The following is a 26,872-nucleotide window of genomic DNA, read 5'->3' as shown; positions in this document are numbered from 1 at the left end:
AAAACCCGTGGTCGACCTTTTCAAACGCATGTTCCGCAAGGATCCGTCTTCCGAAGCCAGCACCGTCAAGGCTCCGGTCGCCGCCCCCGAGCGGCAAGAACTGCAGCTTGCCGCCCGCCGCGCCCAGATCGCCAATGACCTGATGGAATTGCAGCAGATCGCAATGGCAGAGCTGGCACTGCGCAAGCAGCAGGAAGCGGCGGCAGCCGGCAACGGCATGCTCGCCCAAGCCGATACAATCGGACACAGCGATTTCGATGGCGACACGCCATACGGTCAGCGCGTCGCCATCCTCTGATCGCCATCCGCTGATCGGCCCAAACGACAACAATCATCGTGGTAAACTCCTGGGCGTGACAGATGACCGCTGCTCGCGGTCTTTTGTCTCCTTCCGATTTTGGCTAAAGCTGGTCTGGGGAACGAAACAAAAGAACCCAGCCGGCGTAAAAATCGACAAAGATCGGTTGCGCCACCCAAGGAGCACGACATGAAATTTCACCTTCTCGCAGCGACCGCACTCGCGGCCCTGATCGCCGCTGCACCGGTCGCCCATGCCGACATCACCATCGGTCTGATGGCACCGCTCACAGGTCCGCTGGCCGCCGTCGGCGCGCAGATCAAGAACGGCGCAGAAACCGCCGTCGAGGAAATCAACAAGAAGGGCGGCGTCAACGGCGAACAGCTTGTCATCAAGGTTGCCGACGATGCCGGCGAACCGAAGCAGGGCGTCTCGGCCGCCAACCAGCTGGTCGGCGAAGGCATCCGCTTCGTCGTCGGCCCGGTCACCTCGGGCGTTGCCGTGCCTGCCTCCAGCGTACTTGCCGAAAACGGCACGCTGATGGTCACCCCGACGGCCACCGCCCCTGACCTCACCGCACGCGGCCTCACAACAGTGCTGCGCACCTGCGGCCGCGACGACCAGCAGGCCGACGTGGCTGCCAAGCTCGTGCTTGAAAAGTTCAAGGACAAGAAGATCGTGATCCTCAACGACAAGGGCCAGTACGGCAAGGGTCTCGCCGATGCCTTCAAGGCTGCCCTCAACGCGGGCGGCGTGACTGAAGTCTTCAACGACGCACTGACGGCCGGCGAGAAGGATTACGGCGCGCTCGTCACCCGCCTGAAGGCGGAAGGCGTCGAAGTCATCTATTTCGGTGGCTACCATCCGGAAGCCGGTCTGATGGTCCGTCAGATGAAGGACGCCGGTCTTTCCGCCCAGCTGATCGCCGGTGACGGCCTGTCGAACAATGAATTCGTCACGATCGGCGGAGACGCTGCCGAAGGCACGATCTTCACCAATGCCGCCGATGCGCTGAAGAACGACGACAGCAAGGCTGCCGTTGCTGCCCTGACCGCAAAGTCCGTTCCGGCTGAAGCCTTCACGCTCAACGCCTATGCCGCGGTTGAAGTGCTGGCTGCCGGCATCACCAAGGCCGGAAGCGCCGACGACGCCGAAGCCGTGGCCGCAGCCCTCAAGGACGGCTCGGAAATCCCGACCGCCATCGGCAAGCTGACCTATGGCGAGACGGGCGACCTGACCTCGCAGAGCTTTGCCGTTTACAAATGGGAAGGCGGCAAGACGGTTTCGGCTGAGTAAGGCTGGAAGCGCGACGTTTGACGGAAAGGCGGCCGGCAGCGGCCGCCTTTCTTGCTTGCAGTGACGAGTAGGATTTGGACCGTGGGCTTGGCTGCAGGCTCAAAGCAGCCGGTCCCGAAACTCTGGTGATGGCAGCCAGCAACGGTCACGCTTGCCGAAGATCCTGTAGCGGTTGCGTGCCACCAGCCGGTAGAGCGGATCACGGATGGCGCGCGGCACGAGCCGAAGCACCGAGAGTACCTTCCAGGGCCAGCCGAGGCCGGCATAGATAGAAAGGACCGCATCGCTGTCGCGAAGCAGACTGTCGCCGTCGACGAGGATCATCGTGTCCGGATCAGCGGGGTCAATGCCGAACCGACGATAGAGATCGGCACCAACCGCCCCTTGCATCGCCGCGAGCCGGAAGCGCCTCGCCGTATCGTGCTGCAGCACGAATTGCGCATTCGCCGAGCAGAGAATGCATTCCGCATCGAAAACAATGATCGGGTTATTGGGGGCGGGCTTGGCTGTCATGACATGAGAATTAGGCTTCAGAATGCCAAGCAGCAATGCGGCAGACCGTCACTTCAACGACGGCATCCCGTGACAGGGATCCAGGTGTTGCTAGGATAGCCTTGTGCAGCAGACACCGGAACCTGCGGAGAGCGAAATGAAAAAGGGCTACAAGGACTTGCTGGCCGAGGCGAATGCGCTGGTGCAGGCGATTGCGCCGCAAGACGCAGCCCCGCTACATGCAGAGGCTGACACGGTCTTCGTCGACCTGCGTGATCCGCGCGAACGCGAGCGCGAAGGCACGATCCCCGGCGCCTTCGCCTGCCCGCGCGGCATGCTCGAATTCTGGATCGACCCTGAAAGCCCCTATCACAAGCCGGTCTTTGCCGAAGACAAGCGCTTCGTTTTCTTCTGCGCCAGCGGCTGGCGCTCGGCGCTGGCGACGAAGACGGCGCTGGAAATGGGGCTGGAACGCGTCTGCCATCTGGACGGCGGCTTCACCGCCTGGCGTGAGGCCGGACTGCCGGTGGAAGCGCTGAAGCTCAAAGGATAAGGGAGCAAGCGCAAGGTTGCTGCCATTTTCCGTCGCGATCCACACGCAAGCACATTAGGATGGCACCAAACAAATAAGGACCTTCCATGCCCCAGACGATTCGCATCGCCAACGAAACGCTTGCCGTAGAAGTCTCGACACTGGGTGCCGAAATGCAGTCCCTGAAGACGGCAGATGGCAGCGACTGGTTGTGGAATGGCGATGCCGCCTGGTGGACGGGTCGCTCGCCGATCCTCTTTCCGATCGTCGGCAAGGCGCCCGGCGACCGTCTGGCCGTGAGCGGCACGACATATCCGATGGCGCAGCACGGAATTGCCAGGCGCCGGGAGTTTGAACTGGTGGAACAGAGCGCGACCAGCTGCCGCCATGAACTCTCCTCCTCCGCGGAAACGCGCGAGGTCTATCCCTTCGATTTCCGCCTGACGCTCGAGCACCGCCTGGAAAACGACAGCCTTACAGTCATGGCGACGGTGGAAAACACCGGCGACACGCCGCTCCCTTTCGGCATCGGCTTTCACCCGGCCTTTCTCTGGCCATTGCCGGGCGCCGACGGCCGGGCGCATCACATCATTCTGGATAACGGCGCCGAGCCGGGCGTCGTGCAGCTGGAAGATGGCCTGATTGGCCAGACCTTGCCGAACTCGCCTTTCAGCAAGGGGAGGCTTGAGCTCACCCATGCCCTGTTCGACAAGGACGCCCTGATCTTCCCCGAAGGCGCCGGCACCGGCCTGCGCTTCGGCACGGACGGCGGCCCGACCCTGCATTTCACCTTTGAAAACCTGCCGAATATTGCGCTCTGGCAGAAGCCCGGTGCCCCATTCCTCTGCGTCGAGCCCTGGCACGGCATGGCGGCGCATGCCGGCGGCACAGCGGAACTCGTCGAGCGGCCGTACACGGTGGCGCTGGCGGCGGGCGATGCCATGCGCTTCGGCTTCACGGTTCAAATCAAGCGCTAAGCGGATCGCCGCAACGGGACGGCTGTCGCCCGCAATCCGGCGACCACCTTTCCGCTTGTCGGCGCGTCGCCATCCGATACTCTCTTGAAGTGCAAACCACATGGAGAGGGCAATATCGGATGTGCAATCATTGCGTGATGGAAAATGTAAAGCGGACCATGCTGTCGCGTCGCTCGCTGTTCAAGGGCATGGCGGTTGCCGGCGCGGCAGTCACCGCCGGCGGCATCGCAAAGCCGGTGCTCGCCGAGCAGAGCCCGAGCAAGGTGATCGACCTCACCCATGCCTATGACGGCGCCTTCCCAACCTTCGACGGGACGCCCGGGATCGAATATGAATGGGCCGTGGAATTCGCCAAGAACGGCTACCAGCTGCATAAGCTGACGATCTTCGAACATACCGGCACGCATATCGACGCGCCGCTCCACTTCAGCGCCGACGGCCAGAGCGTCGACGAGATCGAGCCCGAAAAGCTCGTGGCCCCCCTTGCCATTATCGACATCACCGACCGGGCGAAGGAAGAGGCCAACACGACCCTGGAAGCCGCAGACGTCGAGGCCTGGATCAGCGCCAATGGCGAGATCCCCAAGGGCGCGGTCGTCGCCTTGCGCTCCGGCTGGGCGAAGAAGGTAACGGATCCCTCCTTCCGCAATGACAGCGCCGGCAAATTCGCCTTCCCCGGCTTCGGCAAGTCGGCGACCGATCTGCTCGCCACGCTTGACGTGGCCGCGATCGGCGTCGACACGCTGTCGCTCGACCCGGGCAATTCGGCGGACTTCGCCGTGCACACAAGCTGGCTTCCGGGTGGCCGTTACGGCATCGAATGCCTGAACAATCTCGAAGAACTGCCGGTCAAGGGCGCGACCATCATTGTCGGCGCGCCAAAACACAAGGGCGGCACCGGCGGCCCGGCGCGCGTCCTGGCCCTCGTTTGAAGGAAGGCACCCGATGGCAGTTCTTCCCCTTCTGAGCGATGAGGAGGCGAGCGCCAATGCGCTCGCCGTCTTCAACGACATCCGCGAAAAGCGCGGTACCGACTACGTCAACAACTTTTGGCGGGCGCTGGCCCATGATCCGGACGAGCTTCGTAGCGTCTGGGACAGACTGCAAACCGTTATGGCGCCTGGCGCACTCGATCCGCTGGTCAAGGAACTGATTTACATTGCAGTTTCCGCGACGAATGGCTGTGCCTATTGCGTTCACTCCCACACGGCGTCGGCCAAGGCCAAGGGCATGACCCCGGCAATGCATGCCGAACTCCTGCAGGTCATTGCCATGGCAAGCCGGACCAATGCACTGGCTGTCGCCCTCGGCGTGCCGATCGATGAGCGTTTCGATGCGATACCTCCGGCGAGCGGGTCTTCTGTGTAAGAGGCGGACTCGCGGATATCGCAGCCCTTCCCCTCTGCCGGTGGCACTCGCTACAGTGGGGGGAACAACAGAACAGGAGACGCCGCCATGACCGACCTCGAACGCCGCATCGATCAGGGCACGGGCCGCGAACCAGCGGATATCGTTCTGAGGGGCGGTCGCTTCTTCGATCTCGTCACCGGCGAGCTCGTGGCCTCCGACATCGCGATCTGCGGCGACACCATTGTCGGCACGGTCGAGGCCTATGAGGGCCGCGAAATCATCGATATCTCGGGTAAGATCGTCGTGCCCGGTTTCATCGACACGCATCTGCATATCGAAAGCTCGCTGGTCACGCCGCATGAATTCGACCGCTGCGTGCTGCCCTATGGCGTGACGACCGTGATCTGCGATCCGCATGAGATCGCCAATGTGCTCGGCACCGAAGGCATCCAGTTTTTCCTCGACTCGGCCGAACAGACGATCATGGACATCCGCGTCCAGCTTTCGTCCTGCGTGCCCGCCACCCATCTGGAAACGGCGGGTGCCGATCTGCCCATCGAGCGTCTCCTGCCCTTCCGCCACCATCCCAAGGTGATCGGCCTTGCAGAATTCATGAATTTCCCAGGGGTGATCCACAAGGATCCGATCTGCATGGCGAAACTCGAAGCCTTCCAGGACGGACATATCGACGGCCATTCGCCGCTGCTCTCGGGCCGCGACCTGAACGGCTATCTCTCCGCCCGCATCCGCACCGACCACGAATGCACGACGGCAGCCGAGGCGATGGAAAAGATCCGCAAGGGCATGCATATTCTGGTACGCGAGGGCTCGGTCTCGAAGGATCTGCACGCGCTGATACCCATCCTCACCGAGCGGCTCTCGCCCTTCCTGGCGCTCTGCACCGACGACCGCAACCCGCTCGACATCGCCGAACAGGGCCATCTCGACTATCTGATCCGCGAGGCGATCAGAAACGGCGTCGAACCGCTCGCCGTCTATCGCGCCGCATCGATTTCAGCGGCCCGGGCATTTGGGCTGCGTGACCGCGGCCTCGTAGCACCTGGCTGGCGCGCCGATCTCGTCGTCGTCGACACCCTGGAAAACTGCAAGGCCGAAATGGTGTTCTCCGCCGGGCGTCGCGTGACCGACGCACTGTTTGCGACCCGCAAGTCTGTCGCCCCTGTTGGCCTCGACAGCGTCAAGGCACGGATCGTCAAGGCCGCCGATTTCGGCGTGCCGGTGGCCGAAGGCGAAACACCCGTGATCGGCGTGATGCCCGGCAAGATCATCACCGAGCACCGCCGCTTTCGCCTGCCGACCTCCGGCAACCAGACCTCGGTCGATCTGGACAACGACATCATCAAGGTCGCCGTCATCGAACGCCACGGCAAGAACGGCAATCATGCCAACGGCTTCGTCCAGGGTTTCGGCCTGAAGAAGGGCGCAATCGCCTCGACCGTCGGCCATGACAGCCACAACATCTGCGTCGTCGGTGTTTCGGAAGAAGACATGGCGCTCGCCGCCAACCGGCTGGGAGACATCAAGGGCGGCTTCGTCGTGGTCGAAAACGGCAAGGTCACGGGCGAAATCCCGCTCCCCGTCGCAGGCCTCATGAGCCTCGAGCCCTATGAGAGCGTGCGCGACACGCTGCATCACTTGAGACAAGCGGCCTATGCCCTTGGAACGACTCTCGAAGAACCCTTCCTGCAAGTCGCCTTCCTGCCATTGCCGGTCATCCCGCATTTGAAGATTTCCGACAAGGGCATGGTCGATGTCGACAAGTTCTGCCTGATCGGGTGATTGGCGTTGCAAGACGTCTAGAGTTGTACCATATTCGGGACAACTTGGAGATTAGAGCGTGGATACGATTTTCTTCTCGAAGGCCCGAGCCGAACTCGCCGGTCTTCTCGACAAGGTCAATGACGACGCAGCCCCGGTCGAGATCATCAGACGGGACAAGCCCTCGGCTGTCCTGATGGGCAAGGATGAATATGAAAGCCTGCTTGAGACGATCCATCTCCTTTCATCGCCCGCCAATGCCGCACGGCTTCTGAAGGCGAAGCAGGACATGCTCTCCGGCAACACCACCGAGCCGTCGCTGGCACTCGGCATGAATCTGTAGATATGCGGATCGCTTTCGTGCCGGACGGCTGGACGGACTATGTCTACTGGCAAGAAAACGACCGAAAGACACTGGCAAGGATCAATGACCTGCTGCGCGACATGACCCGCCATCCCTTCGAGGGCATCGGAAAACCGGAACCTTTGAAGGGAACGCTCAAGGGCATGTGGTCGAGGCGGATTACCCAGGAACACCGGCTCGTCTATAGCGTTGTCGGAACCGGCGCTGAGCAGACGCTGGTCATCCTGCAATGCCGCTTCCACTACTGACGAGGGATCATGCCAGAAGAGACTTCGAAACCGGTGACACGCACGCTCCGCCAGCGCCTCGCCCGGCTCTATTTCGGCCATGACACGGCGGCCATCCGCTTCCAGTTTGCCTTAATGGTGATCGATCTTGCGATCATCGCCTTCTTTCTCGCAGGCCCCTATCTGCGGGATCGGCCAAGCTATCTTATCCTGGATTATCTGATCGCCGCCTGGATCGCGCTTGAGCTGGTAGCGCAAGGGGCAGCTTCAGGCTCGGTTCGCCGCTATTTCTCCCGGCCCATGACCTGGCTGGACATCTTTGTGCTTGCCACGCTGCTGTTTCCGCAATGGCTGTTCAACTTCGCCTTCCTGCGGGTAGCCCGGATCTGGGCCGTGGCGCAAAGGCCGGTCTTCAAGCTGATGTTGCGGCGGCTCGGCCTTCGCGAGCAGGGAGACGTGGTCACTGCCTTCATCAACCTCTTCGTCTTCCTCTTCCTGGTAACCGGCTTCGTCTACACCTTCTTCTTCTATGCCGAAGACGCCGGCACCGGCTTCATCGATGCGCTCTACTTCACGGTAGCCACGGTGACGACGACCGGCTTTGGCGACATCACGCTTCCCGGCACATTCGGCAAGCTGACCTCGATCGTCACCATGATCATCGGTATCTCGCTCTTCGTGCGACTCGCCCAGGCGATCGTCCGGCCCTACAAGGTGACCTTTCCCTGCCCCGAATGCGGGCTGCAGCGGCACGACGCCGACGCCGTGCACTGCAAGGCCTGTGGCCATGTCTTGAACATCCCGGACGAGGGCGCCTGAGCCGCCCCCGCCACCTGAATCGATCAGAACCGCGCGCAAAAACCGTCGAGCGGGCCGAGCTGGATTTCGCCGTCGACCAGGGTTCCGGCCAGTCCCGGCATGGCGATACGGTCCTTGACCGGATTGCCGAGGGGCAGCGCAATATCCTGCGGGCCACGCCGCAGGTTGAAGACGAAGAGCAGCCGCTCCTCGCCGAGGCAGCGGGTAAAGGCGAGCACGTCCTCATTGGTGTCAAGGAATTCGATATCGCCCTGGATCAGCGCGGGATGCGCCTTGCGGAAGGCAAGCACCGCCCGGTAATGCGAAAGAACCGATCCCTCCTCCCCATCCTGCGCCCCGGCTGACAGCGGCAGATGGTCCGCCGGCACCGGCAACCAGGGCTTTCCTGTCGAGAAGTCCGCCTGCGGCTCGCCAGCTGCCCAAACCATCGGCGTCCGGCATCCATCGCGCCCCTTGAAGGCCGGCCAGAAGCGGATGCCATAGGGGTCGCGCAGATCCTCGAATGTCAGTTCCGCCTCTGGTAGACCCAGCTCCTCGCCCTGATAGAGGCAGATCGAGCCGCGCAGGCTGGCCAGCACATTGATCGCAAGCTTGGCCACCGGGCCGCGCTCTTCCGGCTTGTCGATAAAGCGGCTGACATGGCGCGTCACGTCATGATTCGAAAACGCCCAGCAGACCCATCCGTCCTTGACCTGTCTCTGGAAGCTGTCGACGCAGTGGCGGATATGGCTTGGCGTGAAATCCGGCCCGAGAAGGTCGAAGGTGTAGCACATGTGCAGCTTGTCGCCGCCGGATGTATAGGCGGCAACCGTCTTCAGCGAACGCGCACCGTCACCGACTTCCCCAACTGTCGTGCGGTCAGGATATTCCTCGAGCAGCGCCCGGAAACGCTTGAGGAACTCGACATTCTCCGGCTGCGTCTTGTCGTAGAGATGGCTCTGCATGCCGTAAGGATTGACGTCAGGCGCATCGAGGCCAGCGTCTTCGCTATCGGGCATATGCGGCGGGTTGTCCCGCAGTTCCTTGTCATGGAAATAGTAGTTCACCGTATCGAGGCGGAAGCCGTCGACGCCCCGGTCGAGCCAGAATTTCGTTGCCGCCAGAACGGCATCCTGGACGTCCCTGTTGTGGAAGTTGAGGTCCGGCTGCGAGGCGAGGAAATTGTGCATGTAATACTGCTTGCGCACGCCGTCCCATTCCCAAGCCGGGCCGCCAAACACCGAAAGCCAGTTGTTCGGCGCCGTGCCGTCCGGCTTCGCGGCCGCCCAGACATACCAGTCAGCCTTGGCATTATCACGACTGGTCCGGCTCTCCTTGAACCACGGATGCTGGTCGGAGGTATGCGAGATCACCTGGTCGATGATGACCTTGAGGCCGAGCCGATGCGCTTCGCTCATCATCGCGTCGAAATCGGCAAGCGTGCCGAACATCGGATCGACATCGCAATAGTCGGAGACGTCATAGCCCATATCGGCCTGGGGTGAGGTGAAGAAGGGCGAGAGCCAGATCGCGTCGACCCCGAGCGAGGCGATATAGGGGAGCCGCTGGATGATGCCCCTGATGTCGCCGATCCCGTCGCCATCCGTATCCTGGAACGAGCGCGGATAGACCTGGTAGATCACGGCACCGCGCCACCAGTCGGGATTGCTCGTCTTGGTGGCAACAGCGGGTTTCTTCGTCATGCGCAGTTCCTTCCTCTGGAATCGGGGAGGCATGTTCCAACATCGCCCTAGGCAAGCGCCTTGCGCAACGAATGTCAAACATGCCCGGCGGGGAGACTGACATGAAGCTGTAATGTTCCCCTCGCATAAGCGGGATACAGCCATTTTCAGGCGGAATCGCCGCACAAGCGGCGTTTCGGACGAAGGCGGAGACGTCATGCCGAAGCTGACCATTGTGACCGATGCCTGGCACCCACAGGTGAACGGGGTCGTACGATCGATCGAAACCACCAATCGTGAATTGAAGGCGATGGGGGTCGACGTGTCGATGATCACGCCCGAGCCCTTTGCCAGCGTTCCGATGCCAACCTATCCGGAAATCCGTCTGTCGCTCGCCTGGCCGGGCACGGTCGGCCGGATGATCGAGGCTGAGAAGCCCGACTATGTGCATATCGCCACCGAAGGCCCACTCGGGCTCATGGCCAGGCGCTGGTGCATCCGCAATGGCCAACCCTTCTCAACCAGCTACCACACACGTTTTCCCGAATATGTCGCCGCCCGCCTGCCCCTGCCGATCCGCTGGCTTTATGCCTTTGTCCGCTGGTTCCACAATCGCGGCGGTGCCTGCATGGTGGCAACGGAAAGCCTGCGGCGGGAACTTTCCGCCAAAGGCATCAACAATCTCTGCCTGTGGAGCCGCGGCATCGACACCGGCCTGTTTCATCCACGCGAAAAGGCGGAGAACCCGTTCGGCCTGCCCCGGCCAATCTTCATGACGGTCGGCCGCGTGGCGCTGGAAAAGAACCTGCCTGCGTTTCTGGATCTTGATCTGCCGGGCTCGAAAGTCGTGGTCGGCGACGGCCCTGCCCGCGCCGAGCTTCAGGCGCGCTATCCGCATATCCTGTTTACCGGCGTCAAACACGGCGAGGATCTGGCCAACACCTATGCACAGGCTGATGTCTTCGTCTTTCCGTCGAAGACCGACACCTTCGGCAATACCATTCTCGAGGCGCTGGCCTCGGGCGTTCCCGTTGCCGCCTATCCGGTGACTGGCCCGATCGACATTATCCCTGCCGGCTCGACCGCCGGCGTGCTTGACCGCGACCTGAAGACGGCCTGTCTCGCAGCACTTGAAGCCTCGCCGCAGTCGGCACGGCGCCTCGCCGAAACCTATTCCTGGGAGGCGGCAACGCAGCAGTTCTTCGACAATGTCGTGGAGGCCAAGGAGCAGCGCCGCAAGCGGGGCCTCAGGCAACGCTTCGGCATTCGCCCGGCAGAAGCAGAGATCCGCGGCACACCGGCGGCGGAATAGCGCTTGGACACTCAAAAAAAATCCGGTGAACGCGGGCTCACCGGATTTTCTCAAATAAGTTGTTTAGACGCATGCCCGGGCGGCAATCCGCGACGACACGCTTCCTGGAAACGCTTTAGCGCTTCCTCTTCCGTCCCTCGAACGGGTTTTCGCCCGCCTTGAAATGGATGCGGATCGGAACGCCCGGCATCTGGAAATCGGCGCGCAGGCCATTGGTCAGATAGCGCACATAGCTTTCCGGCAGCGCATCGGGGCGTGTGCAGGAGATCATGAAGGCCGGCGGACGGGCCTTGACCTGCGTCATGTATTTCAGCTTCAGGCGGCGACCGGACACGGCTGGTGGCGGATGCTGCGTCGTCACCGAATCGAGCCAGCGGTTGAGCTTCGACGTCGAGATGCGCTTGTTCCACACCATGTCGGTGTCGATGATGTTCTGCATCAGCTTGTCGAGGCTGTAGCCGGTCTGCCCGGAGATCGGCACGGCGCGGATGCCGCGGGCCTGCGGCAAGAGCCGCTCGGTCTTTTCGCGCAGGTCGGCCAGCACCGCCTGCTGGTCCTCGACGAGATCCCACTTGTTGAAGGCGAGAACGGCGGCACGGCCTTCGCGCAGGCACAGATCGACGATCTGAATGTCCTGCTTTTCGAAGGGAATGGTCGCATCGAAAACGATGACCACGGTTTCGGCAAAGCGGATGGCGCGCAGCGTATCGGCAACGGAGAGCTTTTCCAGCTTCTCCTGAACGCGGGCCTTGCGGCGCATGCCGGCCGTGTCGAACATCTTGATGGTCCGGCCGCGCCAGTCCCATTCGACCGAGATGGAATCGCGGGTGATCCCGGCCTCAGGCCCGGTCAAAAGCCGGTCCTCGCCCAGGAAGCGGTTGATCAGCGTCGACTTGCCGGCATTCGGACGGCCGACGATCGCCACGCGCAGCGGCTTGGTGTCGTCATACTCGGGCTCGGCTTCGTCATCTTCGCCGTCCTCGTCTGTCGGATGCAGAATGACGTCGGTTTCCGCAACGTCTTCCGCTTCCGGAAACGCCACATCCTCACCGATGGCCTCAACGATGGCATTGCGCAGGTCGATCATGCCCTGGCCATGTTCGGCGGAAATCGGAACCGGCTCGCCGAGACCCAGCGTATAGGCATCGTAAAAGCCGCCATCAGAGCCCTTGGCTTCCGACTTGTTGGCGACGAGCACCACCGGCTTGCCGCGACGGCGCAGCATTTCCCCGAGCGTCTTGTCGACCGGCGTCAGGCCGAACTTGGCATCGACGACGAAGAGCGACAGGTCCGCCTCGTCGATGGCCGCTTCCGTCTGAGCGCGCATGCGGCCTTCGAGCGTTTCGGGATTGGCCTCTTCGAGACCGGCCGTATCGATGATGGTGAAACGCAGGTCCACGAGCTTGGCGTCGCCCGGGCGACGATCGCGGGTGACACCCGGCGTGTCATCGACCAGCGCCAGCTTCTTACCGACGAGACGGTTGAAGAGCGTGGACTTGCCGACATTCGGGCGCCCGACGATGGCGACTGTGAAACTCATGGAACTTAGCTTTCCGGCCCTTCAGGCCTTGTTGTCTCAGGGCGCCTTACCGGATGCCTTGATGTTGTCGAGCAACATCTGGGCACGGTTGGCGACATTGCGCGGGGCTTCCGCGTCTTCAGTGATCTGTTCAAACCATTCACGCGCACGCGGCATGTCATCGGCCTTGTAGGCGGCAAGCCCGAGTGCTTCGCGCGCGCTATTGCGCATGGCATGCGCCGGCGTTGCCATCACTTCGACCAAGGCTGAAACGTCAGCATAGGACCCGGTGTCGATCAAAAGCCATGCAGCACGCATCTTGGCGGCGTCACGCACGGCAACCGGAACGCTTGCGTCGTCGCTGATCGTCCGGAACGAGGCAATCGCTTCGGCAGGCTGGCCCTTTTCGGCCTCAAGCGAGGCAACGCGGAAACGGGCGAGAATGCCATAGGCTCCGAAACCCTCCTGCTCCAGCGCCTTGAGGGCCGCCTCGGCTTCGTCGCGCTTGCCCTGCTCGGCCAGCGTCAGCGCCGCGATGAACTTGTCACCGGCACCGGATGCCTGTGTCGTGTCCCAATGGTCCCAGAGCCGATGGCCCGCCGTGCCAAGCACGATCAGTGCGGCAATGCCGATAATGATGCGGCTGTAACGCTTCCAGGCATTGCGCACCTGGTCCGAGCGGAGCTCTTCGTTCACTTCGCGGATGAAGCTGTCGTTCTGGTCAACCATACATATTCCCGGACTTGACCGTCCGGCCCTCATTGACATGCAGTCTTGTGATTGCCGGCCTTCTAGCCGATTTTTGCCCGCTTGTAAGGGGAAAACCGCCAAAAGGCCAAGCCATCACATCGCAAGCGGTGCAACCCCGATCAAGACTTCGTGCAGCCAGAAGGTGATCAGCGCCCAGACGGCCAGTCCAACCACCACAGAGATCGCATCCCAGCGAGCCGAAACAAAGGGCCGTGGCGTGATTTCGCCAGCCCGCATCCGGCGCTTGTAGCTGATGCGCAGGACCACGCCCCAGGCGAGGATCGCGACGAAAAGCAGGACCGACGCCAGATCACCATTGGCCAGCAGATGCGCGGCCGCCCAGATCTTGATCGCCAGCACGATCGGATGCTTGGTCTTGGTGGTAATATGGCCGGCCGGCAGGAAACCGGACACGAGACAGATCATCGCAAACAGCATCAGCGTCGTCGTCAGATGGCTCATGCCCATGGGCGGGAACCAGAGATTGACGACGGGCGCGGTGGCATAGCCCCAGATCAACACGATCAGCGAAACCAGGCTGAGAACCGAGTTGATGATCCTCCAGCCCATCTCGCCGAACCGATCGATCATCGAAAGCCGAAAGCCGGGGGCGACGACACGGATCAGGTGCGTGGCGAGAAAGAGAATTAGTCCGAGGATCAGAAGAGCCATTGCGAAAACCTTTCGTGGAAATGCGCCTAAGCCTTACTGCCCCACGACCGGAATTTCCAGCGCGTTCAAAGCTTCGCCGCATTTGAATGACAGGGCTGACCGCGATTTCGAGTAGGGACCGTCTTTCATGTTCAAGCGTATCCTCGCCCTCTTTCTCGCCCTGTCGCCCATGGTCGTGTCGCCTCTGCCGGCCTTGGCCGAAACGACGGCACCGGATGGCGGCAAGCCGGCGGCACGGCCGCGACAGATCCTGCTCGTCTCCTTTGATGGCGCCCATGACAACCGCCTTTGGCAACGAAGCCGTGATTTTGCCCGTCGCAGCGACGCGAAATTCACCTATTTCGTCTCCTGCACGACGCTGATCCCACGGGAGCGCGCCGGCGACTACAAGGCTCCGGGCAAGAAGGCGGCCCGCTCCAATATCGGCTTTGCCCCAACCGTTGAGGACGTCGCGACCCGCCTTGACCACATCTGGTCGGCCCACAACGAAGGCCATGAGATCGCCAGCCACACCTGCGGCCATTTCGATGGCAAGGACTGGAGCCGCGAGGACTGGCTGAGGGAATTCGACAGCTTCGACCGTGTCATGCTCAACGCCTGGAAGGACAATGGCCTGACTGATCGTGAACCGGATGGCTGGGCCGATTTCGTCCGCACGGACATTACCGGCTTTCGCGCGCCCTACCTCTCGGCCCCCGAGAGCCTGTTCGAAGCCGAGCGGGCCCATGGCTATCGCTACGATGCGAGCACGGTCACCGATGCACCGCTGATGCCGAAGGACAAGAAGGGCCTCGCGCGCTTCGGCCTGCCGCTGATCCCCGAGGGACCGAAAGGCCGGAAGATCATCGCCATGGACTACAATCTCTTCATCCGCCATTCGGCCGGCATGGACCATCCGAGCAAGGCCGACGAGTTTGCCGAGCGCAGCTACAAGGCCTTTCGCGCCGCCTTCGACAACCAGTATGACGGTGACCGCATTCCGCTCCAGATCGGCCTGCATTTCGTCGAGATGAACGGCGGCGCCTACTGGACCGCCATGGAGCGTCTGGTGTCAGAGGTCTGCCACCTGCCGGACGTCGCCTGCGTCACCTATAGCGAGGCGCTGGCCATGATGGCCGACGACCGCCGCCGCGTGGCCCAGTCCGGCCAGTAACCCACCGGATGCTGAACCAGGCTGGCCCGCCTGTCGATCAATCTTGCGGCTTTGCACCGGCCCGATTGGTGAGATAGACCCCAAGCATGACAATCACGGTGCCGATCATCATCGGCACTGTCAGCGCCTCACCAAAGACCAGTGCGGCCTCGATCGCCGCAAGTGGCGGCACGAGATAGATCAGCGAAGCGGCCTTCGACACATCGCCCTTGCGGATGAGATGCAAGAGGAGCGCGATCGCGCCCATCGAAATCCCAATCACCGACCATCCAAGCACGGCAAAGAAGCCGAGCCCCCATTCGACATGCATATCCTCCAGCGCCCAGGCCACCGGCAGGGTCACGAGCAGCGCGCCCACATATTGGAGGGTTGCGACCGCCCGAAGATCACCCTGCTTGAGGAAACGCTTCTGGTAGATCGTACCGGCCGTCACGGCTGTCATGGCCAGCACATTGACCGCCACCGCATAAGCGGGGATCGCCGACGCATCGAGCACCAGCACGTTCGGCAGGACAGCAACGGCGATGCCGCAAAAGCCGAGGACCAGACCGATCTTCTGCGTGAGGCTGAGATCTTCGCCAACCAGAAAGCCGGCTGCAACGGCTGTCATCAGCGGCTGCAGGCCGGCAATGATCCCGGACATGGCCGCCGGCACGCCCTCGCCGATCGCCCACCAGACCATGCCGAGATAGAGCCCGTGAAGCAGCACGCCCGAAGCGATCGCATGCAGCCAGCCACTTCGCTCCTTCGGCCATGACACCCCGGCAAACCGACAGACGGCGTAAAACAGCACGATAGCCGACGCATAGCGAATGACGAGGAACGTCAGCGGATCTGCATAGAAATCCGCATATTTCGCACTGACCCAGCCAGTCGACCACAGGAGAACGAAGAGAACGGGGGCGAGACGGGTCAGGGTCATGATGGCTTTCGAGCAAATCAAGGACTGGCAAATGGGAGGGGACAAAGGCCCATTTGCCGCGTCCCCGCTCGTTAGGCGTCATGCGCCACGAGGTCAAAGCAGTTTTCCTGCACGGCACGATCAAATCGCTTGAGCCAGGGGACCAAAACCGACTGGAATATTTTTTTACGCAAATAGAAAGCCTAAATATGAGGCAACGCGCAGGACATCGGCACCCTGGACCGGGCCAACTTCGTCACCGACTGGGCGATATTCCGGCATACAACTCAAACTATCGTAGCGTTGCCTGCACTAAACTCATGCACTTGCATAATTATAAGGCGACAGCGCCGTCTGCAAATTCTTACACCACGGCCAGCCAGCCCGCTTGCATTGCTAAAATGGTTGTATTCAAATGAGAAAAAAGGGGGATGGCGGCATTGGCATTCGATGAAATGATCACGGCGGAGAACACTCCGCGAGCGCCCTACAAGAACTATCACGACTGGTATTCGAGCCAGGATCCGGCAAGGCTTCTGGCGAAATCGCATGATGCAGAAAATATCTTCCGCAAGACCGGCATCACCTTTGCGGTCTACGGGCACGAAGATTCCTCGGAAAAGCTGATCCCCTTCGACATCATCCCGCGCATCATCTCGGCGCGCGAATGGCGCAAGCTCGCCCAGGGCATCGAGCAGCGTGTCCTGGCCCTCAATGCCTTCCTGGACGACATCTATCACAAGCAGGAAATCATCAAGGCTGGCCGCATCCCGCGCGAGCTGATCGAAAAGAACGTCGCCTTCATTCCGGAAATGATCGGCTTTCGCCCGCCCGGCGGCGTCTATACCCATATCGTCGGCACCGACATCGTGCGCACCGGCGAGGACCAGTTCTACGTTCTGGAAGACAATGCCCGCACCCCCTCCGGTGTCAGCTACATGCTGGAAAACCGGGAAACCATGATGCAGATGTTCCCCGAGCTCTTCCAGCTCAACAAGGTTCAGCGCGTCGAGGATTATCCGCATCTGCTGCGCCAGTCGCTCGCCTCGCTTGCCCCTCCGGGCTGCAGTGGCAAGCCACGCGTCGCCGTACTCACCCCGGGCATCTACAATTCCGCTTATTACGAACACTCCTTCCTCGCCGACATGATGGGTGTCGAGCTCGTTGAGGGTTCGGATCTGCGGGTGATCGACGGCAAGGTGAAGATGCGCACGACGCGCGGTTACGAGGCGATCGATGTGCTCTATCGCCGCGTCGATGACGACTTCCTCGACCCCCTCACCTTCCGGCCGGATTCGGCGCTGGGCATCCCCGGCATCATGGACGTCTACCGCGCCGGCCACATTACCATTGCCAATGCGCCCGGCACCGGCATTTCCGACGACAAGGCGATCTACAGCTACATGCCGGAGATCGTTGAATTCTACACAGGCCGCAAGGCAATCCTCGAAAATGTGCCGACCTGGCGCTGTTCGGAGGCTGACAGCCTGAAATACGTGCTCGAACATCTGGACGAGCTCGTGGTCAAGGAAGTGCATGGCTCCGGCGGCTACGGCATGCTGGTCGGCCCGACCGCCACCAAGCAGGAATGCGCCGACTTCGCCGAAAAGCTCAAAGCCCGGCCCTCCAACTACATTGCCCAGCCGACACTCTCGCTGTCGACCGTGCCGATCCTCGTCGACAAGGGGATCGCGCCGCGCCATGTCGACCTTCGCCCCTATGTCCTCGTCTCCGACAAGGTGCAGATCATCCCTGGCGGCTTGACCCGCGTGGCCCTGAAAGAGGGCTCGCTCGTGGTCAATTCCAGCCAGGGCGGCGGCACCAAGGACACCTGGGTATTGGAGGACTGACATGGTCATGCTCGGAAGAACTGCCAACGGCCTCTATTGGATGTTCCGCTACATCGAGAGAGCTGAGAACATTGCCCGCCTCGTCGATGCGGGCTTGCGCATGTCGCTGACCCGTACAGGCGCCTCGGATGACGATTGGGATGCCGTGCTGCAGAGCGCGGATGTCCGCGCTCTTTACACGGAAAACTGTGGCAAGCTGACATCCCAGGATGCCATCGACTTCCTGCTGCGCGACACGGCCAATCCGTCGAGCGTGATGTCCTGCATCGAGGCTGGCCGCAACAATGCCCGCATGGTGCGCACGGCGCTGACCCGCGAGACCTGGGAAGCAACCAACGAATGCTGGATCGAGCTCAAGCAGATGCTGGCCGGCAAGCTGAAATCCGCCGATCTGCCGGAGGTAATCGACACGATCAAGCGGCGTGCAGGCCTGATCCGCGGCGCCTTCCACGGCTCGATGCTGCGAAACGAAATCTACAATTTCGCCCGCATCGGCACCTTTATCGAGCGGGCCGACAATACCAGCCGCATCCTCGACGTGAAATATTACGTGCTTCTGCCGGCGATCACCCACGTCGGCTCGTCGCTCGACAACATGCAGTGGGAATCCATCCTGCGCTCCGTTTCCGCCCATCGCTCCTATCGCTGGGTCTATGACGGCGAATACAAGGCGACGAACATTGCCGACTTTCTGATCCTGAACGGCCAGATGCCGCGATCGCTTGCCTATTGTTACGAGAAGATCGCCTCCAACCTCACCTATCTGGGCAAGGAATACGGCGAACGCCTGGCCGCCCACGAAACGGCCGATGACGTTCTCGCCTCGCTCAAATCGACGACCATCGCAACGATCATGGACCAGGGACTGCACGAATTCCTCGATACTTTCATTGCCCAGAACAACAGGCTGGGCAGCGAGATCACCGAGGGATACAGGTTCTACAGCTGAGCAGGAAATCGAGCCCATGCGTTTGCGGATCACCCACACCACCGAATACCGCTATGACGATCCGGTGCAGTATTCCCTGCAGCGCCTCCGGCTGACGCCTTTGAGCGGCCCCGGCCAGACGGTCGAAAGCTGGAACGTCGTCGTCGACGGCGCCAAGGTCGAGGCCGGTTTTTCAGACCAGTTCGGCAACAAGACGCATCTTGTCTCGACCGAAGGCGACAGCCATAGCGTCCACATCGTCGCCTCCGGCGTGGTGGTGACGCAGGACCGCGCCGGCGTCTTCGGCCCGCATCAGGGCTATGTTCCGCTCTGGCTCTATCTGCGCGAGACGGAAAGCACCAAAGCCGGTCCTTTGATCGAAGAACTGGCAAAGAGCCTGAGCGGCGAATCGGACCTTGCCCGCATGCATGACCTCATGGGCAAGCTCAACGAGCAGATCGCCTATGAGCCCGGCACCACCGATACCGAAACGACGGCGGAACAGGCGCTGGGAGCCGGTCGCGGCGTCTGCCAGGACCACACCCATGCGATGATTTCGGCAGCTCGCCTCTTGGGCATGCCGGCCCGCTATGTCTCCGGCTACCTGATGATGGATGACAGGACAGAGCAGACGGCGACCCATGCCTGGGCCGAAGTCCATCTTCCCGGCCTCGGTTGGGTCGGCTTCGACGCCGCCAACAATCACTGCCCCGACGAACGCTATGTCCGGATCGGCACGGGTCTCTGCTACGCCGACGTTGCGCCTGTTTCCGGCATGCGCATCGGCCTGGCCGGCGAGGATCTGGAAGTGACGCTCGTGGTAGAGCAGCAGGGACAAAGTCAGAGCCAAAGCCAAAGCCAGAGCTGACCTGATACGCATAGGCAGAATACAGGCGCCCCGCCCCCATTGCACGGGCGGACGCTACGCAAGCTCGACACCATGCTGGGATGCTCAACTCACCCGGCTGCCATGGGTTGGCGGATACACGCAATCAGAGCCGAGCGCATGTTGTTTGGAAAGTCACTCTTCCAGTCCGTGGTCGACCGACTGGCCGACGAGGCCACCGATGACGCCATTGGCCATGAAGATACAGCGGCACAATCACGACAGGCTGACGCCTTCCGCATCCGGGGGCTTGGCAGCGGTTTCGTGCCGGAAACACGCGATACCGCCCAAGAAACGGCGACCGTGAGCCGCAGCGCCTATCTGGACGTCATGGACGATTTGCGCGAGATCGAGGAAGCGCGTCTGGCTGACACCCCTCCCCAGCCGCCGGCCGAACCCGAGCCACCCGCTTGGCTCGATCGCCTGTCAGCCGACGACATTGCCGCCGATCTGGCGATCCTGCCCGACGATGACCGGGAAACGCTTCAGTACAAGCGGCGGCGCTTCGCCAGAGACAACCATCCCGACCGCGTCCACGCACAGTTCGCACGAGCCGCCACGATACGCATGAAGACGGCCAATTTGCTGGTCGACGAAGCCCTACGCCGCGCCAGCCGCTGATCACTCCGATAGATCAGATCCGCAGCCGGGCCTCCGCTGGCCAGCCGACGGGTTCATTCGTAAAGGCGGGCAAGAAGCTTGTTGACCATATCCCGCTCGGCCACACCACCCAGCTGGTTCAGCACCCATTGCTCATGCCCGAGCCAGATCGGCATCAGCTCCTCGAGATAGGCTTGTCCGGCCGGCGTCATGTACAGCGACTGCACGCGCCGGTCCGATTCGGACTTGCGGCGCTCGATGAACCCCTTGTTTTCCAGGCCATCAACGATGGCGACGAAATTCGCCCGCTGAATGCCGAGCGCTTCGGCAACTTCGCTCTGTTTCGATCCCTCATTGCGGGTCAGCAGCAGAAGCACGGCAAAGTCGGTAGGTCGCAAGCCCTTCGAGGAGAACGCCTCGTTAAAATGCTGAAAAACCGCCAATTGCGCCCGCCGCAGTCGGTATCCTACAGCATCGTCCATAACCGAAAAGTCGAGTCTCGACACATTCGGAGTAAAATCGTCAGCCCCAGTATCAGGCATTTATTCGCCTTTTATTATGTTCACCCCTGAAGGAAAAACCTTCCCCTCCGATACAGTCTGATCTTACCGATCTGCAACCGGACCTCAAGGGTACGAGCGCACAGCAGCCTGCGATTTTAGTCTATTTCCTAGAATTTGACTGGTTTCCAACCAATAAAAGCCACTGTTTCCGATCAGCGCTCACAGCGAGCTCGCAAGGAACGACAAAACAGCTCGGCAAGACCTTGGCGAATATGCAGCCACGACCTGTTTTTACGATTGAAGCCCGCATCCGACTGCGCTATGACCGCTCTCGGAACGGCGAGTCATACCGCCGCGGATGCACCCGTAGCTCAGCTGGATAGAGTGTTGGATTCCGATTCCAAAGGTCACAGGTTCGAATCCTGTCGGGTGCGCCATCTTAATGTGATAGTCCAGATTTCCAGCAACGCAGCAATCATCGCGGTCCTTATCATGCCGATAGGCGTCACCAGCTGACGACAGCTCGGCTCGCCGATCCGTGCCTGCCTCGAAAAATCGGCTCCCGACCGCCGCCAGAAGGATGCGGACAGAAAAGTCATGCGGCCGATGCGCGGAGGCGGAAGATCAGAGCGTCAAACAGCCCTGCCCGCTGGCCACCAGCGCGCCGAGAATGCCGGCCCGCGTGTTTTCGTTGTGAGTTAAGATCGCAGCGCGTGCGCCCTCGGGGTCACGGGCCCGCAGCATGGCCACGATGCGGTGATGATCGTCATTGGTTTCGGGATTGATGTCGCGCACTCTGGCGCCCATGTAAAACAGGCGGGCGCATTCCTCCAGATGGCTCATCACCAGCGCGTAGAGACGCGGATTGCGCGAGCCACGGGCGATTGCCGAATGGAATTCCTGGTTGGAATCGACAAAGGTCTTGGTGCTGACCTCCTCGCCGATCACATAGGTCACGTCTGCCAACCGGTCGAGCGCGTCGAGCTCGTCATCCGTCAGGTTCTTGGCCGCCAGCGCCGCCGCCGTGCCTTCCAGCATGCCACGGACCGCAAACAGGTCGTTCATGTCCTTGACCGTGACAGGCGTGACCCGGTAGCCGCGGCGCGGAAAGGCCTCCATAAACCCTTCGACGCAGAGCCGCGCCAGCGCCTCACGCACTGGCGTCTTGCTGACCTCAAGTTGCTCGGCCAGCTCCGGCTCGGAGACCTCCATACCGGGCGGCATCGCGCCTGTGATGATGCGATTGCGCAAAACCGCATAGGCTTTTTCCGTCAGCGATTTTCCACGCTTTTCGCCCGGCACATCCGCCATGCCCCCAATGCCTGCCTCGTTCAAAGCCGATCTCCAGTTTCGCATTTCACCGATGCGCCCCTCACCCCAATTTCGCCAGCTTATGCCCGTTGAACAGCTATCTCTACACGTACAGCCGATCGCCGGATCGGGTGCCACCAGAGATTTTGACAGCCCATATCATCTGATATACTACGTAATATATTTTAGTGATGCAATCGGCGCGGCCCGCTAGAAATGGCCGTCACAGTCCAGGTGTCATCGTGTCGGAAATCCTCGTCATCAACCCGAACAGTTCGGTATCCGTCACCCAGTCCATGCAGGCCTGCCTAGAACCAGTGCGTGACGCCACCCGGCACGAGATCCGCTGCACGGAACTGGCCAAATCGCCGCCGGGCATAGAGAGCGATGCGCATGTCGCAGACGTGATCCCCAATATCCTGGAAGCCGTGGCGGAAAGCGAGGCCGACGCCATCGTGCTTGCCTGCTTCTCCGACCCCGGCATTCAAGCAGTCCGCAAGGCAACGCAACGGCCCGTGATCGGCATTGCCGAGGCGGCCTATCTCGCAGCACTTGGGCTCGGCCCGAAATTCGGCATCGTCTCGCTCGGCCAATCCTCCATCGACCGCCATCTGCGGTATCTGAAGACACTGGGTCTCGACAGCCGCATGGCTGGTGACCGCTCGATCGACAGGACGGTGGTGCAGCTCATGCAAACCGACGTCGTGGAGACGGTGGCGCGCACGGCAAAACGGCTGCGCGACGAAGACGGTGCGGACGTGATCATCCTCGGCTGCGCCGGGCTTGGCGGTTACCGCCGGGCCATGCAGGAGGCGCTCGGCATACCCGTCGTCGATCCGGTGCAGGCCGGCGTTGCGCTCGCCTGCACCACACTCGACCTGCGCTACGCCATCGCCAAACCTCAGGGACAAACCGCATGACGCCCTATGACACAGTGATCCGTGGAAAACTCGGTCTTGCCGACGGCCCGTTGGACCAGGCCTGGATCGCCATCCGTGATGGCCGTATCGCCGCGATCGGCACAGGCGAGGCTCCCACCGCCGCCGAAGCTTTCGATGCCGGCAGCGACCTCATCATTCCGGGCGTCATCGATGGCCAGACCCATGCCTGCAGCTATGGCGGCCTGCCCGGCATCCGCTCGACGACGCGCTCGGCGGTTGCCGGTGGCATCACCACCATCGTCGACATGCCCTATGACAATCCCGATCCGCTTAACACCCTCGCCCGGCTGGACGCCAAGATCGCCGCAATCGAGGAACATGCCCACGCCAATGTCGCGCTCTACGGCACCGTCATGCCCGGCCAGTCGACGGATGATATCGAGCCCCTGATTGCAGCCGGCATCGTCGCCTTCAAGATCTCCACTTTCGAAAGCAGCCCGACGCGCTTCCCCCGCATCTCCGCCAACCAGATCCTCGAACTCTTCGATGCGCTTGCGCCAACGGACATTCCGCTTGGCGTTCACAATGAGGACCAGGAAATCGTGCGAGCCCGGATCGCAGCCGCAAAAGCTGCCGGGCGTGACGGCATCGAAGCGCATTCGGAAAGTCGCCCCCCGGCCGCCGAACACGCCGCGACAGCGCAGTTCCTGGAACTCGGGGCCGCAGCGGGCGCCCATGCCCACATCGTTCATCTGACGACGACGCGCGGCTTCGACTTGGTCGAGAACTACTTAAACGACGGATACCGCGCCACCGGCGAGCTCTGCGTCCATTATCTGTGGTTCGATCCCGACATCGACGGTCAGGAACTCGGCGCAAAGATGAAGGTCAACCCGCCCATCCGCCCCGGCCAGATCGGGGCGCTCTGGGATGACGTCGCCGCCGGGCGTGTTGCCTTTGTCAGTTCCGACCATTCCAGCTGGCCGATCGACAACAAGTTCACGCCCTCGATCTTCGAAGCCGGTGCCGGCGTGCCCGGCCTCGAAACGCTGCTGCCGGCCTTCTATACCGGCGCAGAAATGCGCGGCTTCGATGCCCTGCAGATGACCGTCGAGCAGCTCTGCGAGCGACCGGCGAAATTCTTCGGTCTCTGGCCGCAAAAGGGCAGCCTGCAAGTGGGTGCCGATGCCGATATCACCATCCTGAAGGCCGAGCCGCAGGTCTGGGACTCATCGAGGGCGCATGACGACCTCTACTGGAGCCCCTTTGACGGTCGGGAATTCTCCGTCCGCGTGGCCCGCACCTATGTCGGCGGCAAGCTTGCCTTTGACGGCAGCAACGTCGTCAACGCCCCCGGCGACGGCCGTTATGCCGCCCGTGGCAATTCCACTTGGTTCTGATTGAAAATACTGCTGAGGAGCATGACATGGCCCATATCACGACCGACACGTCAGGCGTTTACGTCATCGCCTGCACACCCTTCACGGACACCGGCGCCGTCGATACCGGAAGCATCGACAGCATGGTCGACTTCTACTACGAAAAAGGCGCCGATGGCCTGACCATTCTCGGCATGATGGGCGAAGCACCCAAGCTCACCCAGGCGGAATCGATTGAAATCACCCGCCAGACGCTCAAGCGGTCCGGTGACAAGCCGGTGATCGTCGGCGTCTCGGCTCCGGGGCTGGCAGCCATTGGCGAACTGACGAAAGCGGTGATGGACATGGGCGCTGCCGGCGTCATGGTCGCCCCGCCCTCCAGCCTGCGCACCGACGAGCAGATCATCGGCTACTACCGCAATGTCGTCGAGACGGTCGGCACCGACGTTCCAATCGTGCTGCAGGACTTCCCCCTTGTGACTGGCGTGCAGATCTCCTCAAAGACCCTCGGCGTCATCTTTGAGGCCCACGACAATATCGTCATGCTCAAGCATGAAGACTGGCCGGGCCTGCAGAAGATCACCGACCTGCGCGAGGCCGAGGCCAAGGGCCGCCGACGCGTCTCGATCCTCTGCGGCAATGCCGGCGTCTTCCTGCCTGAGGAAATGCAGCGCGGTGCCGATGGCGCGATGACCGGCTTTGCCTATCCCGAAATGATGGTCGAGGTCTGCCGCCTCGCCAACGCAAACAGGCACGATGACGCACAGGACCTGTTCGACGCTTATCTGCCGCTCATGCGCTACGAGCAGCAGCCGGGCTTGGGCCTCGCCATCCGCAAATATGTGCTGGCCAAGCGTGGCGCGATTGCAAGTGCTGCCCAGCGCCGTCCGGGCGCCTCTCTCAATGCGCGTGCGATTGCCGAAGTCGAACGGCTGATCCTGCGCCAGACAGCCAAGCTCGAAGCTCTCAAGCAAACCGTATAAGGCTTTGATTTTAAGGATTTTCAGATTTCCAGCAAGACCGCACTGGTTCTCGGCGCAAGCCAAGGTCGGCTTCAGCGCCGGTGCAGAGTTCGGCCGGCTATGAAGCCTTTATCCGCGTCAACTTCGGTTGCCCTCGCCCGCTCCTCAGCCTGGGTTTGGCACGCATGAAACGGGCGCCTTCGACGCGAGGAATGTAGGAGGCCAGATAGTCGTCGATGCAACGATGATGCTGGTTGAAGGCGTGGGAGGGGGAGTAACAACAAGCTACTGCTTTCCCCCACGCGCTACACTCAAAGGCTGCAAAAGCGTCATGTCCAGATTCTTCATCACAAGAATTTGTGCGCCACACGAACGTCCAAACGTCACCACGCCCACAGCCTCTGCAACCGTATAACAGGAGATTTACCGCTTTATTAGGCTGGGCCGATGTAGGAATGGTTGAAACAACCATCGGAGCATTGAGCTTGCTCGTTCACGTACCCAAAGATCGCATCCGCAAGGGCATGTTCATCGAATTGGTGGAATGCCCGCACTCCGAATTCGGCAAAAGGCGGTTCTTGCTGACCAGCGACCGCGATCAGAAGGCCATTGCCGCGACATCCGCCGAACGGGTTCTGGTCAATACGGCCTTGGGCCTGGACCAGAATGGCAGGCCAGTCCCCGGCGCGTCCACAAAGAGCGAACTCGCCCGGATCGAACGCGTGCAGGAGAAGGTGGAAACGGCCACCGTCGAGTTGCGCGGCAATCTCGACGCCATTGGCGCCGGTGAGCGACCCGACTTTGACAAGCTGGCTCCGCTTGTTCAGTCCATGGCCAATGTCTGGCACGCAACCCCGACCGTCGCGCTGGAAATGACCCGGCTTAAAAGCAAGGACGAAGGGACCTATGTCCATTCGCTGGCGGTCGCCACCATGATGACCCAGCTTGCAGACGCTTCCGGCCTCGACGATGAGACAGCAACCTTGCTCGGCGTCGCCGGCCTCCTGCATGACATCGGCAAACTGCAGATCCCGAGCGACATCCTGAACAAACCCGGCCGACTGACAGACGAAGAGCGGCAGATCATTCGCGACCATCCGGAAAACGGCTTCCAGCTGCTCAGCCAGTACGGCGAAATTCCGCCTCTGGTGCTCGATATTTGCCGACTGCATCACGAAGTGCTGGACGGGAGCGGCTATCCGCTTGGGCTGAAAGCATCGCAGCTGACGCTACCGGTCCGGATCAGCACCGTCTGCGACGTCTTCGAGGCGCTGACCTCGGCCCGCCCCTACAAGGCGGGTTGGCCGGTCGAGCAGGCGCTCGACTGGATGTTCGAGCGGCCGCAGCTGTTTGACCGCAAGCTCGTCGTGCGCCTCGGCGGCCTGTTGATGCCGCATGCTCAAGAATCACGCTATAACTGACTTCTGCCTATCACTGGCAAAGACAGACCCGGTCCCTGCACGCACCCCG

28 protein-coding genes and 1 tRNA gene are annotated in these 26,872 nt (G+C 61.6%); 21 read left to right on the top strand and 8 right to left on the bottom strand.

Annotated elements, in window-relative coordinates:
• Positions 1-7: 7 nt before the first annotated feature.
• Together IP76_RS06395 and IP76_RS06390 are read left to right on the top strand one after the other, a co-directional pair.
• Entirely contained in the window at positions 8-298 is a 291-nt protein-coding gene (locus tag IP76_RS06395) for a hypothetical protein (protein ID WP_054157320.1), read from the top strand.
• 189 nt (positions 299-487) lie between these two features.
• Positions 488-1,594 (top strand): branched-chain amino acid ABC transporter substrate-binding protein, encoded by a 1,107-nt coding sequence (locus IP76_RS06390; RefSeq protein WP_054157319.1) that lies wholly within the window; start codon positions 488-490, stop codon positions 1,592-1,594.
• Positions 1,595-1,693: 99 nt separating this feature from the next.
• On the opposite strand, the gene IP76_RS06385 is transcribed toward IP76_RS06390, so the two are convergent.
• Complete coding sequence (locus IP76_RS06385; protein ID WP_054157318.1) at positions 1,694-2,107, bottom strand: thiol-disulfide oxidoreductase DCC family protein; 414 nt, start codon at positions 2,105-2,107, stop codon at positions 1,694-1,696.
• Positions 2,108-2,243: 136 nt separating this feature from the next.
• Between IP76_RS06385 and IP76_RS06380 the strand changes: the two genes are divergently transcribed.
• The 8 genes from IP76_RS06380 to IP76_RS06345 all read left to right on the top strand — a co-directional run bounded on the left by IP76_RS06380 (position 2,244) and on the right by IP76_RS06345 (position 8,134).
• A complete protein-coding gene (locus IP76_RS06380) occupies positions 2,244-2,639 on the top strand; it encodes a rhodanese-like domain-containing protein (RefSeq protein WP_054157317.1) in 396 nt (131 codons plus the stop codon).
• 86 nt (positions 2,640-2,725) lie between these two features.
• Positions 2,726-3,595 carry an aldose 1-epimerase family protein gene (locus tag IP76_RS06375; protein ID WP_054157316.1) on the top strand — a complete coding sequence of 290 codons (870 nt, stop codon included), beginning with the start codon at positions 2,726-2,728 and terminating at the stop codon, positions 3,593-3,595.
• A 119-nt stretch (positions 3,596-3,714) separates the two neighbouring features.
• Positions 3,715-4,527 carry a cyclase family protein gene (locus tag IP76_RS06370; RefSeq protein WP_054157315.1) on the top strand — a complete coding sequence of 271 codons (813 nt, stop codon included), beginning with the start codon at positions 3,715-3,717 and terminating at the stop codon, positions 4,525-4,527.
• Positions 4,528-4,540: 13 nt separating this feature from the next.
• Positions 4,541-4,963 (top strand): carboxymuconolactone decarboxylase family protein, encoded by a 423-nt coding sequence (locus tag IP76_RS06365; protein WP_054157314.1) that lies wholly within the window; start codon positions 4,541-4,543, stop codon positions 4,961-4,963.
• Between the two features lie 87 nt (positions 4,964-5,050).
• Complete coding sequence (gene ade / locus IP76_RS06360) at positions 5,051-6,745, top strand: adenine deaminase (protein WP_054157313.1); 1,695 nt, start codon at positions 5,051-5,053, stop codon at positions 6,743-6,745.
• A 58-nt stretch (positions 6,746-6,803) separates the two neighbouring features.
• Positions 6,804-7,067 (top strand): type II toxin-antitoxin system Phd/YefM family antitoxin, encoded by a 264-nt coding sequence (locus tag IP76_RS06355; protein WP_054157312.1) that lies wholly within the window; start codon positions 6,804-6,806, stop codon positions 7,065-7,067.
• A gap of 2 nt (positions 7,068-7,069) precedes the next feature.
• Positions 7,070-7,336: a Txe/YoeB family addiction module toxin gene (locus tag IP76_RS06350; protein WP_054157311.1), complete on the top strand. Its 267-nt coding sequence runs from the start codon at positions 7,070-7,072 to the stop codon at positions 7,334-7,336.
• A 9-nt stretch (positions 7,337-7,345) separates the two neighbouring features.
• Complete coding sequence (locus IP76_RS06345) at positions 7,346-8,134, top strand: ion channel (protein WP_054157310.1); 789 nt, start codon at positions 7,346-7,348, stop codon at positions 8,132-8,134.
• A gap of 23 nt (positions 8,135-8,157) precedes the next feature.
• Here the strand turns inward: IP76_RS06345 and IP76_RS06340 are convergent, their stop codons facing one another.
• Positions 8,158-9,816: an alpha-glucosidase family protein gene (locus tag IP76_RS06340; protein ID WP_054157309.1), complete on the bottom strand. Its 1,659-nt coding sequence runs from the start codon at positions 9,814-9,816 to the stop codon at positions 8,158-8,160.
• 196 nt (positions 9,817-10,012) lie between these two features.
• Here IP76_RS06340 and IP76_RS06335 point away from each other — a divergent pair, with 196 nt between their 5' ends.
• Positions 10,013-11,107 carry a glycosyltransferase family 1 protein gene (locus IP76_RS06335; protein WP_054157418.1) on the top strand — a complete coding sequence of 365 codons (1,095 nt, stop codon included), beginning with the start codon at positions 10,013-10,015 and terminating at the stop codon, positions 11,105-11,107.
• 115 nt (positions 11,108-11,222) lie between these two features.
• Here the strand turns inward: IP76_RS06335 and der are convergent, their stop codons facing one another.
• The 3 genes from der to IP76_RS06320 all read right to left on the bottom strand — a co-directional run bounded on the left by der (position 11,223) and on the right by IP76_RS06320 (position 14,048).
• On the bottom strand, positions 11,223-12,647 hold the full coding sequence (der, locus tag IP76_RS06330) for a ribosome biogenesis GTPase Der (protein ID WP_054157308.1): 1,425 nt from the start codon (positions 12,645-12,647) through the stop codon (positions 11,223-11,225).
• Between the two features lie 36 nt (positions 12,648-12,683).
• A complete protein-coding gene (locus IP76_RS06325) occupies positions 12,684-13,355 on the bottom strand; it encodes a tetratricopeptide repeat protein (RefSeq protein ID WP_054157307.1) in 672 nt (223 codons plus the stop codon).
• Between the two features lie 114 nt (positions 13,356-13,469).
• Positions 13,470-14,048 carry an NnrU family protein gene (locus IP76_RS06320; RefSeq protein ID WP_054157306.1) on the bottom strand — a complete coding sequence of 193 codons (579 nt, stop codon included), beginning with the start codon at positions 14,046-14,048 and terminating at the stop codon, positions 13,470-13,472.
• 127 nt (positions 14,049-14,175) lie between these two features.
• Here IP76_RS06320 and IP76_RS06315 point away from each other — a divergent pair, with 127 nt between their 5' ends.
• On the top strand, positions 14,176-15,201 hold the full coding sequence (locus IP76_RS06315) for a polysaccharide deacetylase family protein (RefSeq protein ID WP_054157305.1): 1,026 nt from the start codon (positions 14,176-14,178) through the stop codon (positions 15,199-15,201).
• Between the two features lie 37 nt (positions 15,202-15,238).
• On the opposite strand, the gene IP76_RS06310 is transcribed toward IP76_RS06315, so the two are convergent.
• Positions 15,239-16,123 (bottom strand): DMT family transporter, encoded by an 885-nt coding sequence (locus IP76_RS06310; RefSeq protein WP_054157304.1) that lies wholly within the window; start codon positions 16,121-16,123, stop codon positions 15,239-15,241.
• 419 nt (positions 16,124-16,542) lie between these two features.
• Between IP76_RS06310 and IP76_RS06305 the strand changes: the two genes are divergently transcribed.
• From IP76_RS06305 to IP76_RS06290, 4 genes are all read left to right on the top strand, one after another.
• Entirely contained in the window at positions 16,543-17,952 is a 1,410-nt protein-coding gene (locus IP76_RS06305) for a circularly permuted type 2 ATP-grasp protein (protein ID WP_054157417.1), read from the top strand.
• A gap of 7 nt (positions 17,953-17,959) precedes the next feature.
• Positions 17,960-18,901, top strand: a complete 942-nt coding sequence (locus IP76_RS06300; protein ID WP_054157416.1) for an alpha-E domain-containing protein — start codon at positions 17,960-17,962, stop codon at positions 18,899-18,901.
• 16 nt (positions 18,902-18,917) lie between these two features.
• A complete protein-coding gene (locus tag IP76_RS06295; protein ID WP_054157303.1) occupies positions 18,918-19,748 on the top strand; it encodes a transglutaminase family protein in 831 nt (276 codons plus the stop codon).
• 138 nt (positions 19,749-19,886) lie between these two features.
• Positions 19,887-20,387 carry a hypothetical protein gene (locus IP76_RS06290; RefSeq protein WP_054157302.1) on the top strand — a complete coding sequence of 167 codons (501 nt, stop codon included), beginning with the start codon at positions 19,887-19,889 and terminating at the stop codon, positions 20,385-20,387.
• Between the two features lie 53 nt (positions 20,388-20,440).
• On the opposite strand, the gene IP76_RS06285 is transcribed toward IP76_RS06290, so the two are convergent.
• Positions 20,441-20,908 (bottom strand): MarR family winged helix-turn-helix transcriptional regulator, encoded by a 468-nt coding sequence (locus tag IP76_RS06285; protein ID WP_245281400.1) that lies wholly within the window; start codon positions 20,906-20,908, stop codon positions 20,441-20,443.
• Positions 20,909-21,229: 321 nt separating this feature from the next.
• On the opposite strand from IP76_RS06285, the gene IP76_RS06280 reads away from it, so the two are divergent.
• Positions 21,230-21,306 (top strand) — tRNA-Arg (locus tag IP76_RS06280).
• A 187-nt stretch (positions 21,307-21,493) separates the two neighbouring features.
• Here the strand turns inward: IP76_RS06280 and IP76_RS06275 are convergent.
• On the bottom strand, positions 21,494-22,204 hold the full coding sequence (locus IP76_RS06275) for a GntR family transcriptional regulator (RefSeq protein ID WP_245281399.1): 711 nt from the start codon (positions 22,202-22,204) through the stop codon (positions 21,494-21,496).
• A 218-nt stretch (positions 22,205-22,422) separates the two neighbouring features.
• Here IP76_RS06275 and IP76_RS06270 point away from each other — a divergent pair, with 218 nt between their 5' ends.
• From IP76_RS06270 to IP76_RS06255, 4 genes are all read left to right on the top strand, one after another.
• Positions 22,423-23,100: an aspartate/glutamate racemase family protein gene (locus tag IP76_RS06270; RefSeq protein WP_054157300.1), complete on the top strand. Its 678-nt coding sequence runs from the start codon at positions 22,423-22,425 to the stop codon at positions 23,098-23,100.
• Entirely contained in the window at positions 23,097-24,461 is a 1,365-nt protein-coding gene (locus IP76_RS06265) for a dihydroorotase family protein (RefSeq protein ID WP_054157299.1), read from the top strand. The genes IP76_RS06270 and IP76_RS06265 overlap by 4 nt, the downstream gene beginning before the upstream one ends.
• Positions 24,462-24,487: 26 nt before the next feature.
• Positions 24,488-25,423 (top strand): dihydrodipicolinate synthase family protein, encoded by a 936-nt coding sequence (locus IP76_RS06260; protein ID WP_054157298.1) that lies wholly within the window; start codon positions 24,488-24,490, stop codon positions 25,421-25,423.
• A gap of 434 nt (positions 25,424-25,857) precedes the next feature.
• Positions 25,858-26,823 carry an HD-GYP domain-containing protein gene (locus IP76_RS06255; RefSeq protein ID WP_054157297.1) on the top strand — a complete coding sequence of 322 codons (966 nt, stop codon included), beginning with the start codon at positions 25,858-25,860 and terminating at the stop codon, positions 26,821-26,823.
• Positions 26,824-26,872: the final 49 nt, after the last annotated feature.

It is taken from the genome of Rhizobium sp. AAP43 (assembly GCF_001296045.1).
GTDB lineage: Bacteria > Pseudomonadota > Alphaproteobacteria > Rhizobiales > Rhizobiaceae > Allorhizobium.
This window is presented reverse-complemented; position numbering and strand designations above follow the sequence as displayed.